General features: G+C 39.0%; 15 protein-coding genes. 6 read left to right on the top strand and 9 right to left on the bottom strand.

The genetic code is table 11. The annotated features are described in order from the left end of the window. Positions 1-40: 40 nt before the first annotated feature. On the bottom strand, positions 41-850 hold the full coding sequence (locus BWI92_RS28640; RefSeq protein WP_310588874.1) for a hypothetical protein: 810 nt from the start codon (positions 848-850) through the stop codon (positions 41-43). After that, positions 850-2,103 (bottom strand): DNA primase, encoded by a 1,254-nt coding sequence (gene dnaG / locus BWI92_RS28635; protein WP_310588873.1) that lies wholly within the window; start codon positions 2,101-2,103, stop codon positions 850-852. Before dnaG ends, BWI92_RS28640 begins: the two co-directional genes overlap by 1 nt. Before the next feature lie 306 nt (positions 2,104-2,409). On the opposite strand from dnaG, the gene BWI92_RS07045 reads away from it, so the two are divergent. The 5 genes from BWI92_RS07045 to BWI92_RS07020 all read left to right on the top strand — a co-directional run bounded on the left by BWI92_RS07045 (position 2,410) and on the right by BWI92_RS07020 (position 8,577). Then, complete coding sequence (locus BWI92_RS07045) at positions 2,410-3,807, top strand: vanadium-dependent haloperoxidase (RefSeq protein WP_229362765.1); 1,398 nt, start codon at positions 2,410-2,412, stop codon at positions 3,805-3,807. Positions 3,808-4,012: 205 nt separating this feature from the next. Continuing rightward, a complete protein-coding gene (locus BWI92_RS07040; RefSeq protein WP_141234706.1) occupies positions 4,013-4,561 on the top strand; it encodes a hypothetical protein in 549 nt (182 codons plus the stop codon). A 201-nt stretch (positions 4,562-4,762) separates the two neighbouring features. Next, the gene (locus BWI92_RS07035; RefSeq protein ID WP_229362763.1) at positions 4,763-5,770 is read left to right on the top strand and encodes a hypothetical protein; all 1,008 of its coding nucleotides are present in this window, start codon (positions 4,763-4,765) and stop codon (positions 5,768-5,770) included. 303 nt (positions 5,771-6,073) lie between these two features. After that, positions 6,074-6,862: a transporter gene (locus tag BWI92_RS07025; protein WP_095161406.1), complete on the top strand. Its 789-nt coding sequence runs from the start codon at positions 6,074-6,076 to the stop codon at positions 6,860-6,862. Positions 6,863-7,005: 143 nt separating this feature from the next. After that, positions 7,006-8,577, top strand: a complete 1,572-nt coding sequence (locus BWI92_RS07020; protein WP_095161405.1) for a phosphatase PAP2 family protein — start codon at positions 7,006-7,008, stop codon at positions 8,575-8,577. Positions 8,578-8,706: 129 nt separating this feature from the next. On the opposite strand, the gene BWI92_RS07015 is transcribed toward BWI92_RS07020, so the two are convergent. Beyond that, entirely contained in the window at positions 8,707-9,189 is a 483-nt protein-coding gene (locus tag BWI92_RS07015; RefSeq protein ID WP_095161404.1) for a hypothetical protein, read from the bottom strand. An 18-nt stretch (positions 9,190-9,207) separates the two neighbouring features. After that, entirely contained in the window at positions 9,208-9,657 is a 450-nt protein-coding gene (locus BWI92_RS07010) for a hypothetical protein (protein WP_095161403.1), read from the bottom strand. A 331-nt stretch (positions 9,658-9,988) separates the two neighbouring features. On the opposite strand from BWI92_RS07010, the gene BWI92_RS07005 reads away from it, so the two are divergent. Further along, positions 9,989-10,816, top strand: a complete 828-nt coding sequence (locus BWI92_RS07005; RefSeq protein WP_095161402.1) for a hypothetical protein — start codon at positions 9,989-9,991, stop codon at positions 10,814-10,816. Positions 10,817-10,907: 91 nt separating this feature from the next. Here BWI92_RS07005 and BWI92_RS07000 read toward each other — a convergent pair whose 3' ends face one another. The 5 genes from BWI92_RS07000 to nuoF form a co-directional block, all read right to left on the bottom strand. Beyond that, positions 10,908-11,417: an NADH-quinone oxidoreductase subunit J gene (locus BWI92_RS07000; RefSeq protein WP_095161401.1), complete on the bottom strand. Its 510-nt coding sequence runs from the start codon at positions 11,415-11,417 to the stop codon at positions 10,908-10,910. Positions 11,418-11,475: 58 nt separating this feature from the next. Continuing rightward, positions 11,476-11,994 carry an NADH-quinone oxidoreductase subunit I gene (locus tag BWI92_RS06995; protein ID WP_095161400.1) on the bottom strand — a complete coding sequence of 173 codons (519 nt, stop codon included), beginning with the start codon at positions 11,992-11,994 and terminating at the stop codon, positions 11,476-11,478. Between the two features lie 41 nt (positions 11,995-12,035). Next, positions 12,036-13,202 (bottom strand): NADH-quinone oxidoreductase subunit NuoH, encoded by a 1,167-nt coding sequence (nuoH, locus tag BWI92_RS06990; RefSeq protein ID WP_095161399.1) that lies wholly within the window; start codon positions 13,200-13,202, stop codon positions 12,036-12,038. 50 nt (positions 13,203-13,252) lie between these two features. Beyond that, the gene (locus BWI92_RS06985; RefSeq protein WP_095161398.1) at positions 13,253-14,269 is read right to left on the bottom strand and encodes a 2Fe-2S iron-sulfur cluster-binding protein; all 1,017 of its coding nucleotides are present in this window, start codon (positions 14,267-14,269) and stop codon (positions 13,253-13,255) included. 92 nt (positions 14,270-14,361) lie between these two features. After that, a complete protein-coding gene (nuoF, locus tag BWI92_RS06980; protein WP_095161397.1) occupies positions 14,362-15,702 on the bottom strand; it encodes an NADH-quinone oxidoreductase subunit NuoF in 1,341 nt (446 codons plus the stop codon). Between the last annotated feature and the right edge of the window lie 8 nt (positions 15,703-15,710).

Below are 15,710 nucleotides of genomic sequence, written 5' to 3'. Positions count from 1 at the left end.
ACCTGTTAACAGGTTATATATTATCTAAAAATCTATCTCTTTATCGAACCACTACCGTTCCTAATTCTTTGGCTATCTGTTTCTCTACTTCCTTGGCTTGCATAAACTGCATTAACAAAGTATTTTGTTCTTGCGGGTCTTTGGTCTGCGATAGTTGCTTCATCAATGAGCTTAAGTGATCATCATTAAATGACTTTTTCAAACGCAAAATATTTGTATAAGCCATATCTGCCAGTTTATCCAATTCGGTTGGTACAAATATTTCATGCTTACTCAACCATGCCTCCGAAACGGAGTGTTTTTCGGCTACTAGGTTGATTGATTCAGACTGTATTTCTGCAATCGGATGTGATAAAAAGTATTGTGTATCTGCCACTGTTCCTTCCAGAAATTTCTGACGACACAGCATCAACATTTCTTGATAAATAGGAGTATTAAATTGTAATCCGTCTATTTCACCCAAGACATATTGCATAAGCGTAATGCCAGGGGCAACTGCTGGATCGACCTCTCGGGTACCATGATTAATCAATAAACGAATACACTCTTGCTCATGTAAAGTGGTGGCATAATGTGCTATCTGAGGTAAAGGGCTAGGCTCGGGCGTAAGTGGCGCAGTGGCTGGTGCTCCTCCAAACTCTTCATAACCAAAATTATCTTCTTCCGAAAAGCTCATCATACCTTCATCAAAAGAAGGCAGGTTGTTTGTTGATAAGGTTATTCCCGAAGGCAAGTCATTTTGAAGTCGTTGGCGATTGGTATCTCTTTGTGCGTCTTTTTCTTTTTGCTTAGCTTTTTCAAGTGTCAGCTTATTGCTTTCTGTGATCAATAATGCCTCATCGATTTGCATTAAGCCTGCTGTTTTTTGAAAAACACTGAGCGTTTTATTGAATCTGGAATTCTGGAAATACTTCCTACCATATCCTTAATCAACTCGGCACGCTTGAAGGGGTCGTTACCCGCTTCTTTCAGGAATAATTCGGCTTTAAAAGTAATAAAATCGGAGGCGTGGTCTGTAATATATTGCACAAATGCGTCAGAGCCAATCTTTTGAACATAACTATCAGGGTCTTCTCCTTGTGGGAAAACTACCAATTTCACATTCAAACCTTCCTCCAAAATCATATCCATTCCTCTCAATGATGCCTTGATACCTGCAGGGTCACCATCGTAAAGAACCGTAATATTTTGTGTAAATCTCGCAATCAAGCGTATCTGCTCTAGCGTCAAGGATGTTCCTGAGGACGCCACTACGTTTTCGATACCTGCTTGATACAATGAAATCACATCGGTATATCCTTCTACCAGATAACAAACATCCTTTGAACGGATAGCATTTTTGGCTTGGTAGATTCCGTAAAGAATATTGGATTTGTGATAAACTTCTGTTTCGGGAGAATTAAGATATTTGGGTTGATTTTTATCCGCTTTGAGAATCCTAGCCCCGAAAGCAATCGTTTTACCTGAAACATTATGAATAGGAAAAATGACACGATTTCGGAATCGGTCAAACATTTTGTTTTCTTCTGGCTTCCGAATTGTCAACCCTGCCTTTTCGAGTACATCGATACTATAGCCATTTTTGAGTGCATCTCTGGTAAAAGCATCCCAGATATCGAGACTATATCCCAACTCGAAAGCTTTGATCGTTTTATCAGAAAAACCTCTTTCTTTAAAATACGGATATCCTATTGACTGCCCTTCTTCATGCTGAAACAGGTTATTTTGGTAGTAGTTCTTGGCGTAGTTCAAAGCAATGTACAAACTCTCTCGTGCATTTTGAGCTTGCAATTGTTCGTCCGTCAAAGGCGATTCTTGAATAGCAATACTATATTTTTTGGCAAGGTGACGAAGTGCTTCGCCATAACCTAAACCCTCGATGTCCATAATAAAGCGAACCGAATCACCAGCTTTTCCACAGCCAAAGCATTTGTAAATACCCTTGGCTGGAGACACCGAAAATGACGGTGACTTTTCACCATGAAAAGGACAACAAGCCCATAAATTCGCCCCTTTCTTCTTCAACGACACATAGTCGCCTATTACATCTGCAACTTGAGCAGCCTGTTTGATTCGCTCTATGGTTTCTTGGTCAAGTCTCATTTCAATAATTTCTAAAAATACTTACAACTTAAGGATTCGCTTTTACAAGCACGATGTCTTCTTTACTAAAAACAATACTAAATTAATGAATGTCTCATAGATTTTGTCGAAATCCTTAGTTATTCCATAAAACGGTCTATTTTTTCATTTGAGTATCTTCTTAGAAATCTACATTTACCAAACCATCGTTTTGATTTATATCATCAAAACAACGCATTCTTAGGCATTATTTTTGTGTGGAGATAACCTTGAAAGCAACCGCCCATTACCAATCACACTACTTTTAATGGTAGTTTACGAAAGAATATGATGAAAAAAAAATTACTTCACTCCAGACTGTCTGTAGTTAAACAGCTGTTTGTACTTGGTCTCTTTACTATTTTTCTTGCAGGATGTTCTAAAAACTCTGATGTTAATCCCTCAAATACAACTAATCCAGCTGATGCCTTCACATACGAAATAGCCTCTAATTGGGCAGAATTGCAGCTTAATCTCACCAAAAGTACCAGTGGATATACTCCTCCTGTAGCTGCCAGAGCTTATGGCCTTGGCGGACTTACGATGTACGAATCTATTGTTCCTGGTTTGTTAGATCATAGCTCTTTAGCTGGTCAACTTTCTAATTTAAGTAAACTTCCAACCATCGAATCTGGAAAAAGCTATAACTGGGCATTGGCACTCAATGCTGGACAAGCCACTATCTTGAAAGCACTATATGCTGAAAGCTCTTTAGCACAGGCTTCTAATAATCAAAAGAAAATTGACTCGCTCGAAACGGCTATGACTGCTGCTTTTAAGGGTAGCTCCAATACCGATGAAATAGAACGCTCTACTACTTTCGGGAAAAACATAGCCAATGCCATTTTCGAATGGTCAAAAACCGACGGTGGGCATGAGGGATATAAGCGTAATTTTCCTTCAAACTACATAGTTCCTATTTTTCCTGGGGCTTGGCAAGCTACCGAGAATGGGCAAAAAATCCCTATGCAACCCACATGGGGCAACAATCGTACTTTTGTTCCCGTGAATGCCTCTCTTGTTCCTCCAGCGCCAATTGCTTTTTCGACTAGTATTACATCTCAGTATTTTGCACAATATTTGGAGGTTTATACCAAAAATAAATCTTTAACGTCTGAAGAAAAAGAAATTGCCGTTTGGTGGGCCGATAACCCCGTCGAGACTTTTACACCTCCTGGGCACTCATACAATCTGGCTAACATTGCAGCCAAAACCTCAAAAACTACTTTGGGCAAAGCTGTTGAGGGATTTGCTCGCACAGGAATTGCTGTTGCAGACGCATTTATCCTTTGTTGGAAATGCAAATTTCTATTCAATAACGAACGCCCTTACACTATGGTGAGAAGATCCATAGATCCAACATGGAAACCTTTCTGGCCCGCTCCACCTTTTCCTGGGTATTCGTCGGGGCATGCAACTCAGTCAGGTGCTGCCGCCGAGGTTTTGACGTATGTATATGGAAACAACTTTAAATTCGTAGACAATTCGCACGTAGGTCGAGGAAACGATGCCGCTACAGGCACGCCATTTAAGGCTAGAAGCTTTAATAACTTCTATGAATTTGCCGACGAATCGGCCATGTCACGTTTTTATGGCGGCATTCATACTCGTCAGGATAATGAAGTTGGTTTAAGAGAGGGTAAAAAAGTAGGAAGAAACGTCAATAGTTTAGCTTTCCTCAAATAACATACAAGGTTTATTCTAAAAAAAGCCCTAATCACAACAACGGATTAGGGCTTTTTGCTGATAGAAATAATCAGACAAAACTAGTTTTATCTCCATCAAGTGCCCTGTAAAACTTGTACATTCCTAAGAATCGAATTTTACCCTGATTTTTTTGGTATATTTTTCTGTAAATTTGTTCTAGAATCATTGTGCAAATATCTATCCGTTGAAACGTATTCTTTCCATATTACTGGTTGGACTCCTTCTGTATAACATGATGGGGTATTCGGTAGTCTATTGGTTTGAGACCAATAGAGCCGAAAGTTCGTTTGCGCATACGGTTCAGCCTATTTCAGGGAAAGAAGACTATGTGCTACTCAAAATGCCATTATCGCTTCCTTACCAAACGGATTGGAGCACAGACAAAAAAGTAAGTGGGACTATCAGACAAGGAGATATTCATTATCAAATGATTTCTCAGAAATTGGTCAATGATACCCTTTATACGGTTTGTAAAATAGACCAATCTGCTCGTGATCGCTTTTTCAACCTCGCATCGCACATCAACGAGCATGTGGCAGATAAAGCTGGTGACTTCTCTAAAAAATCATCTTCTCAATTACTCAAAAACTTCTTGAAGGAATACATGTCTTCTGACAAGAAGCATATCGTATTCGTCATTGACTGGGTACAACCACGTCAAAACACCATTCATTTATTCACCCCAGAAACTCGTTCTGTAGATACTCAATCGCCGCCTCCACGGCAATGCTAATTTGTACGATTTGTTGGCAGTAGCTGTAGCTATTGCATAGGTTGTCTTGGATAAATTTTATCCAACAGAGCCTCTATGTCCATACAAAACGCTAAAATTCAGCATTATATGAAAAAATTCTCCTCAATCGCAATTATCTTTTTTTGCATTTTTCTAATAAATTTTAAAAATTTTTCACAAGGATGTGTAGCTGTTCGTCACATGAGCTGCTCAACAGGTAGCGGAACTAGCTCTTCATCGATGTTACAACCAGGGCAATGGCAAGTTTCATTAGGGTTTAGAAACCTTCATTCGCACAGACATTTTGTGGGTACAGAAGAACAAACCCATAGAGCTCTAAACAATACTGAAGTAATCAATGATTCTCAAGGTTTTGATTTAGGCATCTCTTATGCCTACAACAGTCGCTTGAGTTTTGCATTGAATGTTCCCTTTGCTGTCAATGTTCGTGCCTCCAAATATGAACACTATGGCAATACCGCTGCAAATTCTCAATACTTTGATACTTATTCAACAGGTATTGGCGATATGCGTCTGACTGCCACTTACTGGTTATTAGATCCATTAGATCATGCAAAAGGCAATATTGCTTTAGGTCTTGGTGTAAAAGCACCAACGGGCAATTCGAACGTACAAGGTCAATTTCATAAGCTAGACAAAGAAGGAAAAGATTATCTACTTACTAAGGCTGTAGACCAATCGATTCAGCTCGGAGATGGCGGATGGGGTGCAAACCTAGAAATTCAAGGTTATCAACAAGTACTTCCTAAGACTGTTCTTTATTTCAACGGATTTTATTTATTCAACCCACGTAATGTAAACAATACTTTGAATGCTGTTTCTAAAGAAGCCGCTGCCAATGAGATTGTGGTATACCATTCAGTAGCAGATCAATTTGCAGGTCGTGTTGGAGCAAGTTATGCACTACTTCCAAAAGCTGGCTTAGCGGTAAGCTTTGGCGGTCGTATCGAGGGTGTTCCTGCACACGACGTTTTTGGCAAAAGCGAAGGCTTCCGTCGTCCTGGTTATATCATCTCAGTAGAGCCTGGAATTGTTTACTCAAAAGGGAAAAACACCTTTGCTCTCACAGTACCTATTGCTACTACTCGTAACAGAATTAAGAGTGTAGCAGACTTGAAATACGGTAAGCATGGCGATGCCGCTTTTGCGGATTACTTTATTTCGGCAACCCTTTCTCATCGCTTCTAAACTCTATTTAGACGGGTCGGGGTGCTCTCAGATGCACCCTATGACCCAATGATGAACTATTTTGATAGTAAAATACCAATTTATATATAACAGTATGAAATTTAGACTATTACTCGTATCAAGCATTCTTGCATTTAGCTCATCGCTTTTTGCACAAAATATGACGGATGGTATTTTCATGGCAAAAACAATTTTTGTGGTGGAATTGGCTATACACATGACACATGGAATAAATACTGGGAGGGCACACTTTTCAGAGAAAATAAAAACTTAGGGAATGTAAATACCCAAACTATTACAGCCATGGGTAACTATGGTATTTCTGACCGTTTCAATGTACTATTTATGCTTCCGTATGTAAAAACCGAAGCAACCAAAGGTACTTTGAAAGGTATGAGTGGAGTACAAGACCTTACGTTGGCCTTGAAATATAGACTCGCTCAAATCAAAAACTTATCAGTAATTGGCTCTGTGGGTGGATCTCTTCCTACCAATAACTATGTTGCCGACTTTTTGCCATTGGCAATAGGTATGCAAAGTAAAACCGTTTTCGCTCGTGGAATTTTGTATTATACACTTCCTCACGAATTGGCACTAACAGCTCAAGGCGCTTATATACATCGTAGCAATGTGCGTGTTGACCGTGAAATGTATTTTTCTGACCAAGCGTACTTCACCAATGAAATGATGATGCCAGATGTGGTAAACTTAGGTGCTAAGTTTGGTCACTATTCATACCGTTGGCAATTGGAAGCCACTTATGAGCAAAATATCGTAAATGGAGATATCGACATTCGTAGAAATGATATGCCAGGCTTGTGTGCCAAAATGGACTTGACTCGTATTGGTTTGGTGGCAGCGTATCGTATTCCCCAATTGAAAGACTTACAAATTATGGGAACAATCGGACAAGTGGTTGCAGGTAGAAACGTAGGAAAATCTACCACGTTCTCCATTAGTATTCTTCAATATATCGACTTGCGTAAAAATAAAGGCGGTGGCGGTATCCCAACAGGTCCAATTTGTCGTCCTGGTGATGTTAATCATATGGGCAATATGTCAACAGATGAACATAAAGACGGGCATAAATAAATGGGCAGCCTCAAGAGTGTAAAATTTTGATTATCATTTCTGTTTAGGTAAATCAAACCTTTTCTCACACTTGATTAGCTATCTCTTAAGGTTTTTAAAACCTTTTCTTGATAATATTCCTTAATCATTGAAATTTTTGAATCATGAAATCTTCATTCATATCTATAAAAAAGCTTTTTGCAGCAGTTTCAGCATTAGTGGTTATTTGGGCTTGTGAAAAAAGTTTAGATAAAGACGGAACAGAATTAGAAACCCTTGTACCTACGAAAGTAGATGCTGATGCAGGTACTTGGAAACCATATATTTTACAGACAGCTACCGAAGTAGCATTAACAGCACCTGAAGATGTAAGTTCAGCAAACTATCAAAAAGAGCTTCAGGAAGTAAAAACAGCGATGGGTAATATTAGCGACGAGCAGCGCTTGGCTATCCGTTATTGGGCTGGCGGTGGAATTTTACGTTGGAACCAGATTATGCGTAGCTTGGTTGCTAAACGCAACCTTCCTCCTGCTGAAAACGCCACTGGTGAGTACCCTATTCCAAACTCGGCAAACCCAAATGCAGACCCTATTTTCCCATTTGCCAATCCTCCATATGCATCGCGTGCCTATGCATATGTATCCGTGGCACAGTATGATGCCTTGGTAGCGGCAATGGCTTACAAACAACAATATAAAAGAAAAGCACCTTATCAGGTAGATGCTAGCATTACTCCTGTAATTGTGAGTAAGTCTACTTTGCCCTCTTTTCCTTCTGAGGATGCTGTTATGGCAGCGGTTTCTTATGAATTCATGAAGCGTTTATTTCCTGCAACAGAAGATACTTTATTCTTGTATAAAAAGAAAGAAGAACAGAAATGGTTTAAACTGTGGGCTGGTGCTTCTACTCGTTCAGATATTGAAGCTGGTGAAAAATTAGGAAAAGCGATTGCTACAAAAATTTTAGCTCGTTACAGTTCAGACGGTATGCGTAATGCTATTGGTGTAAAAGCACAATGGGATAGTCTTTCAAAAAGAGTTGAAGAAAAAGGTGAAGTAGCTTGGAAATCTTTAGAAGATGCTCCTCGTCCACCAATGCTTCCATTCTTTGGTAATGTTAAACCTTGGAACATGACCAACCCTGAGTTACAGCAATTGAGTATTCAGTATCCTCCACTCTCTTACAATTCTGCAGAATTTAAAAAACAAGTAGCTGAAGTAAAAGAGTATGTAACGACAAAAGCTACGCGTGAAAATATTGCTATTGTACATTTCTGGGCAGATGGTGCTGGTACTTATACTCCTCCAGGCCATTGGAATGCGATTGCAGAAAAATATATTGTGGCAGATAAACAGTCGGAGTTCCGTGCAGCACGTAACCTTGCCCTATTGAATACAGCCATGATGGACGCTGCGATAAGTTGTTGGTATACAAAAACCTACTATTACTTCCCTCGTCCTAGCCAAGCAGACCCAAGTATTAAGACCTTGACAGGAGTACCAAACTTTCCTGCTTATTCGTCAGGTCACTCAACATTTTCTGCGGCAGCAGCTACAGTATTAGGATATTTGTTCCCGACGGATGCAAGCAAATTCAATGATATGGCTTCAGAAGCCTCAATGTCACGTTTGATGGGTGGTATTCACTACCGCATGGACTGCGAATTTGGATTGAAATACGGTAAACTTGTGGGAGATAAAGCAGTAGCTCGTGGGCAACAAGATGGCGTAAAATAATTGAAATTTGAAGAATAAAAAATCACCTGTCCTTGGGAAGACAGGTGATTTAACCTCTAAATAAAGATAATATATAAATGGTTAGTGAACGACACCTGTCTGGATATTCTGGGCAGGTGTTTTTATTTTCTAACGATTTACTTTAGCCTCTACTTCCTGCTGAAGTTTGGCATTTTCTTTTATCAGTGACTCTGCTTTGAAATAGAAGTACACAGCCAAAACCAAAAATATTTTTGATAACACAAATACCGCAATAAAGGCAGGACGCCAGAATTTATGTACTTTTATGTGTGTATTGTCGTATTCTACCTCCAGATAACTAGCATCTTCTTTAGGCTTTTCTTGATGCTGTCTACCTTGCTCAGTAAACTCCCATTTTTTGAGGTCATTCGTTTCTTCTTTGTATTTCAATCTATCACGAATCACTGGAGGAGGGGGTACCGCTTGTACCATAAAGTGCTGATTGATTGTCACACTCAGTTGGCTAAGGGCATCGGCAATTTCTGGAAACTCATAAGCATATTGCTCTACCTGTTGTTGCTCTGACTCATTAGCCACGCCCAAGAGATAGGCCTCCAAAACGCCACTTTCTATGTATGTTTGCGTATTCAATTTGGTTCAAAATTAGGATTAACGAAATAGTTTAAAATACTCGTTGAAAGCCTTCAATACCCTTTCTCTTGAGATATTGAGTTTTTCGGCAATCACTTCAGGCTTTAGGCCTTGTCTAAACGATAAGTCAAACACTAGTTTTGGGATGGCGTCTTCCGAAACTAGGTTTTCGTTAATAGGAGGTGAGGTAGAACTCGTGTATTTTGCTTTATATTCAACGGCTTTTGCTCGTGCATTACGTATAATACAAATAGTTTTATTCACGACATTTTCATTGCATCCATGCAAGGATACTGAACTAAACAGCGACACTAGCACCTCCTGTGCTAATTGTTCATTGGGAATAATTTGAAGAATTACCCCATAGGCTAATGCTCCGTACTGATCATACATAGTAAGATGATCAGAGTAAACAGCTGGCTTTTTTCCCAATAGATGATTATTGTCTGACGGCTCCAATATACTCATTTGGTTTGATGAATTTTACCCTAAGGGAAATGATTAAAAGGTGGTAAAATGACCAGAATGGTCAATAAATGATATCAATTTGGTTTATAGATAATCTAAGTAAAGCTAAGTATTATGCCGTGGGTTTCCAAATTTAGTGGTGCTTTTCCATCCCCTTCTTAGATTGATTCTAACCAAAATCAATTTCTATATCTACACTTAAGAATTTTTAACACAAAGTATCAAATATTTTTTCCAACTTTGTGTTATAATAAGGTATACGTATAGAATCATACCTTGTTGAGTGTCAATTATTGACCTATTTTTTACATATTCAAAAACATTTACATTCATGAAAAAGGCTTTACTCGTAAGTTTACTACTGGGAGGTGCAAGCACAGGCACAATTGCTCAGTCCGTGGATGATTCAAAGCCATTGACGATCACACCTCAAGTATCTATTGAACAGTTTAACTGGATTGAAAATTATACGACAGGAAAAGCAGGAATAAAGTTTGAGCTAAAACCCTCCAACAAGCTCAACATCAATCTGGATTTAGGAGCTTATAAAAATATTAACAAACCTTATGCCACACAGTCAAGTGGAAATGCCTTAAGCATAAACTTTAGCGATTATAAGACTTCTCCGCCTTATTCTGCCAGTATTAATCCGCTTTACAATCAACCGAAAGCTAATCTCTCTGGTTTTTATGCAAATATAGATGCAGGTGTTCCTTTTAAGCTTAGTGATACCTCAAGAATAAGCATCGAGCCATTTATCGGTTTAGAAGGCAAAATGTGGAGCCGCTCATTGATATATGGACAGGAAGGAGAGCAAACTATTTTTGAAGAAAAATATAAGTTTCTTTCTCCAAGTCTTGGAGCCAAATTGAATTATACATCCAAATCAAAAGTTAAATTAACCTTGAGGATAGGCGTAAGTTATCCAGCTGTTTCAAAGCTAAAAACGGATGAAAAAAACCTTACTGCTCCTAATACAGAATTTAATTTATCAAAGCATTTGTCACCTTCAATAGAGGCCGCTGCAAAGATCAAAAAGCTTACTATTAAGATTCGATATGAAAGGCTAAACTTAGGCTCTACAGACTCATTAAAAGGTGTTACACAGCCTTCTACCAAAGCCAATGTAACAGGATTCTCGATTGGCTATGATTTCTAGGATTTTAGCTTGTAAATTAACATTTTATCTAAAAGCTATATCAACAAAAAAGGGAGCTTGCAGCTCCCTTTTTTGTTGATATAGCTAAACTTTAGAAATTTCTTTCTCCTGCTTCTCTCTTACCTAACATTACTGCACCTACCATTGCTACAAAGAACAAGATAGATACTAATTCAAAAGGAAGAAGATAGTTACGATACAAAAGCTTACCCAAATTCTCAACCATACCCGTTTGAGAATCATAAAGAGCGTTATCAGCTCCTGTACCTAGATTGATCTTGCGTGTTGCTGCAATGATGATTACTAATACTGTACCTCCAACAACAGCCCCAGCCAACTTAGTTAAGTTAGTTTTCGAATCAGGGGAGTTGCGTCGTAGATCGAGCATCATGATTACAAACAAGAACAATACCATAATAGCACCAGCATAAACGATGATATTGACCGCCATCAAGAACTGTGCATTAAGCAATACATAGTGTCCTGAAATACAAAAGAACGTAAACACCAAATACAATACACTGTGAATTGGGTTTTTGGAAAGTACAACCATCAACGCACTAATTAACGTAAGGGCTGTAAGAAAGTACCAAAATTGCATATTTTTCGAATTTAAACAGGTAAAAAATACCTTCTGCTGTTAAATCTATAAATGTTTCTTATTTCCAACCATCACGTAGATAACGGTCATCCATTTTCTCTACAAGTTTATCTTTACCGAAAATCACTTCGTTACGGTCGTTGAAAACAGGTACCATTTTGTCGTGACGCAAGAAAATAGCTTCCTTAGGACAAGCTTCTTCGCAAAGTCCACAGAAGATGCAACGAAGCATATTGATTTCATATACTTTAGCGTATTTCTCTTCACGGTACAAAGTTTCTTCTCCTTTTTTACGTTCTTCGGCAACCATAGAGATTGCTTCAGCAGGACAAGCTACGGCACAAAGACCACAAGCTGTACAGCGTTCTGCTCCGTTTTGATCTCTTTTCAAGATATGGTGTCCACGAAATACAGGACCTAAATATCTTTTTTGCTCAGGATAACGAATGGTTACTGGCTTTTGGAAGAAGTGCTTGAGGGTAGTTAACATCCCACCTGCAATCGCTGGCAAATAAATACGCTCTGCTAGCGTCAATTCTTCTTGTTCTAATACTTTCGTTCTATTACTTAATTTCATACTAAGTCAGTAAAAGTTGGGATATTGAAGGCTATTAGGGATTAACGAGCCAATGCTGTTTTCTTTTTCTTTCCTCCAGCAATCGAGTGATAAATAAACAAACCTACAATCAAAACAGGAATACCTGCGATTGCGATACCGATTGAAGCCAAGCTCGACAAATTGAATTCAGCTGGTAACAAAATGATAAGACCAGTCCAAACTACATTGAACATGGCAATTGGAATCAAACCTGTCCAGCCTAAGTTCATCAATTGGTCATAACGGAAACGTGGTAATGTCCAACGAACCCACATAAACACAAATACAAAGAATAAAGCTTTTCCGATTAATGCTCCAAAACCAATAAAGTTTGCCACATTTTCGCCAAATGAATTTACTACAGTTTCGTAAAAAGGATAGTCATAACCTCCGAAATACAAAGTAGCCATCACAGCACCTGAAACAAACATGTTGATGTATTCTGCAAATAAATAGAAACCTAATTTCATTGAAGAATACTCTGTGTGGTAACCACCAATCAACTCAGTTTCACATTCGGGTAAGTCAAATGGAGTACGGTTACATTCTGCAAAAGCACAAATGATGAAGAGAATAAATCCAACTGGTTGGTAAAGGATATTCCAATGTCCATTTTGCTGTGCTTCAACGATTGCCTTAGTTGACAAAGAACCTGTCATCATCAAAATAGAGATGATTGAAAGACCCATAGCCAATTCGTAAGAGATATTTTGCGAAGCCGCACGAATAGCACCCAATAACGAATATTTGTTATTTGATGCCCAACCTCCTACTAAGATACCATAAACACCAAGTGATACGATACCAAATACCCACAAAATACCAATATTTACATCGATACCTTGTAAATCAAATTTCACACCATTACCCAAGTCGATTGTATCGCCAAAAGGAATTACAGCCGAAGTCATTAGTGCTGTAAACATTGACAAGCATGGACCTAGAATAAAGAGCCATTTACTTGAATTAGCAGGAATAAAATCTTCTTTCATAAACATCTTAACAGCATCGGCAAGAGGCTGTAAGATACCAAATGGTCCCGCTCTATCTGGACCAACACGGTCTTGAAAGAAGGCAGCAAAAATACGCTCGAAATAAGTAGAGTACGCTGCTACGCCCAAGGTGATAGCAAAGATAACACCTACATATATGGCTTTTGCGGTAAATACTGTGGATGTAAGTTCCATGAATATACAATATTAGTGCTATTGACTACTGTTGACAGTAGCGACAAAAATTATTTCAACTGCTTTTGTGGTTCCAAGAATGAACGATCACGATTATCGTCAATTTGCTTATACTGTTCAGCAGCTTGTTTCAATGGGAAAGCAGGTTTAATAGAACTTGCACCATATTTGTTCGCTGAAATCACAGAATGACGAGCTACTTTCATTGGTCCTTCGATAGTCCAATCAGAAGTTTTCTTACGCTCAAAACGACAAGTATTACAGATAAAGTCTTGTACTTCGCCCCACTCATTTTTACGAGCAGTTACACGAATTACCTCATCGCCACGATACCATAAAGTTACTTTACCTGAACATTTGCCACAATCACAGTGAGCATCTACTGGCTTAGTAAACCATACACGGTTTTTGAAACGATACGTTTTATCAGTCAAAGCACCTACTGGGCAAACATCAATTACGTTTCCTGAAAAATCGTTATCAATCGCCTTCTCGATATAAGTACTAATTTCGGCATGGTCACCACGGTGCATTACACCATGAACACGTCCTTCAGTAACTTGATCTGCTGTGTACACGCAACGATAGCAAAGTACACAACGATTCATATTCAATTGGATATATGGACCCAAATCCTGTGTTTCGAATGTGTTACGCTCTTCGATGGTACGAGTTTTTGACACACCATGCTCGAACGCAAAATCTTGCAAGTGACATTCCCCTGCTTGGTCACATACTGGGCAATCAAGTGGGTGATTCAACAACAAGAATTCAACTACACCTTTACGAGCATCAAGCACTTGTGGGTTAGTTGTATTTTCTACAATCATACCATCTTGTACCTGAGTAATACAAGAAGGCACTAATTTTGGCATAGGACGAGGATCTTTTTCAGAACCTGCAGTTACTTTCACCAAACAAGCACGACACTTACCACCCGAACCTTTGAGTGGTTCGTAGTAACACATCGCTGGAGGGGCAACATGCGCACCGATTTGACGAGCCGCCTGCATAATGGTGGTACCCGGTTCTACCTCAATAGTGATGTTATCAATAGTTACTTTCATTGTTCTCTTATTTGAAGATTTGAGAATTTGAAGGTTTTTCCTTAAATAATCAAATTTTAAAAGACTTATTAATAGAAAAATATGGGCAAATCTTACAATGTCCAACTAGCGCCTTCACGCATAAACACCGCACCTGGCTTTGTAGCTTCTTCTGGGTGTTTTACGTGCCATTCAAACTCGTCACGGAAGTGACGGATAGCTGCTGCCACAGGCCATGCTGCTGCATCACCTAATGGACAAATTGTATTTCCTTCGATTTTCTTCGCAACATCAACTAACAAATCAATGTCTTCCATACGGCCTTTTCCGTGCTCGATACGGTGAATCACTTTATCCATCCAGCCCGTACCTTCACGACATGGAGAACATTGTCCACAAGATTCGTGATGATAAAAACGAGCAAATGTTAAGGTATTATGCACGATACAAGTAGTTTCGTCCATTACAATAAAACCACCAGAACCTAACATTGTACCTGTAGCAAAACCACCATCAGATAACGATTCGTAAGTCATCAAACGATTTTCACCGTTAGTTGTTTTCAAGATTAATTCTGCTGGTAAGATAGGTACTGACGAACCTCCTGCTACAACAGCCTTGAGTTTGTGTCCATCACGAATTCCACCACACCATTCATCAGAATAGATAAAATCTTCTACGGTAATACCTAGTGGAATTTCATAAACACCAGGCTTGCGTACGTGTCCAGATACCGAAATCAATTTGGTACCAGCACTACGTCCTACGCCTATTTTAGCATATTCTTCGCCACCATTGTTTACAATCCAAGATGTAGCGGCAATAGATTCTACGTTATTAACTACGGTTGGGCACTGATACAAACCTTTTACCGCAGGAAAAGGAGGCTTGTTGCGTGGATTACCACGTTTTCCTTCCAAAGACTCAAGTAGAGCAGTTTCTTCACCACAAATATATGCACCACCACCTGGTTGTACAAAAAGGTCAAGATCATACCCTGAACCTAAGATATTTTTACCTAATAATCCTTTGTCGTAAGCTTCTTGAATCGCTTTTTCAAGGATGTTAATCACATACATCAACTCACCACGTACATAGATGTATGAAGTATTGGCACCCAAAGCATAAGAAGATACAATCATACCTTCGATTAAGGTATGTGGCGACTTCATCATCAAATAGTGGTCTTTGAACGTACCAGGCTCTGATTCGTCGGCATTACAAACCAAATAGCGAGGTACACCCTCTGGTTTAGCCAAAAATGACCATTTCATTCCTACAGGGAAACCTGCACCTCCACGACCACGCAAACCTGATTTTTTCACTTCTTCAGTTACTTCATCTGGCGCCATTGTCTTGATGGCTTTTTCTACCGCTGAATATCCACCATGCTTACGATAAACGTCGATGGTTTCAATACCAGGTACATCAATATGTTGGGTTAATATTTTCATGTGATTAA

It is taken from the genome of Flectobacillus sp. BAB-3569, assembly GCF_002270355.1.
Lineage (GTDB): Bacteria > Bacteroidota > Bacteroidia > Cytophagales > Spirosomataceae > Flectobacillus > Flectobacillus roseus.
Note: the sequence above shows the minus strand (reverse complement) of the source record. Positions and strands in the feature narration are given on the sequence as shown.

Bases quoted from the DNA above. Each gene is read 5' to 3' on its own strand.
- BWI92_RS28640 (WP_310588874.1), bottom strand. From the start codon at position 850: ATGCAAATCGATGAGGCATTATTGATCACAGAAAGCAATAAGCTGACA.
- dnaG (WP_310588873.1), bottom strand. From the start codon at position 2,103: ATGAGACTTGACCAAGAAACCATAGAGCGAATCAAACAGGCTGCTCAA.
- BWI92_RS07045 (WP_229362765.1), top strand. From the start codon at position 2,410: ATGATGAAAAAAAAATTACTTCACTCCAGACTGTCTGTAGTTAAACAG.
- BWI92_RS07035 (WP_229362763.1), top strand. From the start codon at position 4,763: ATGAGCTGCTCAACAGGTAGCGGAACTAGCTCTTCATCGATGTTACAA.
- BWI92_RS07025 (WP_095161406.1), top strand. From the start codon at position 6,074: ATGGGTAACTATGGTATTTCTGACCGTTTCAATGTACTATTTATGCTT.
- BWI92_RS07020 (WP_095161405.1), top strand. From the start codon at position 7,006: ATGAAATCTTCATTCATATCTATAAAAAAGCTTTTTGCAGCAGTTTCA.
- BWI92_RS07010 (WP_095161403.1), bottom strand. From the start codon at position 9,657: ATGAGTATATTGGAGCCGTCAGACAATAATCATCTATTGGGAAAAAAG.
- BWI92_RS07005 (WP_095161402.1), top strand. From the start codon at position 9,989: ATGAAAAAGGCTTTACTCGTAAGTTTACTACTGGGAGGTGCAAGCACA.
- BWI92_RS07000 (WP_095161401.1), bottom strand. From the start codon at position 11,417: ATGCAATTTTGGTACTTTCTTACAGCCCTTACGTTAATTAGTGCGTTG.
- BWI92_RS06995 (WP_095161400.1), bottom strand. From the start codon at position 11,994: ATGAAATTAAGTAATAGAACGAAAGTATTAGAACAAGAAGAATTGACG.
- nuoH (WP_095161399.1), bottom strand. From the start codon at position 13,202: ATGGAACTTACATCCACAGTATTTACCGCAAAAGCCATATATGTAGGT.
- BWI92_RS06985 (WP_095161398.1), bottom strand. From the start codon at position 14,269: ATGAAAGTAACTATTGATAACATCACTATTGAGGTAGAACCGGGTACC.
- nuoF (WP_095161397.1), bottom strand. From the start codon at position 15,702: ATGAAAATATTAACCCAACATATTGATGTACCTGGTATTGAAACCATC.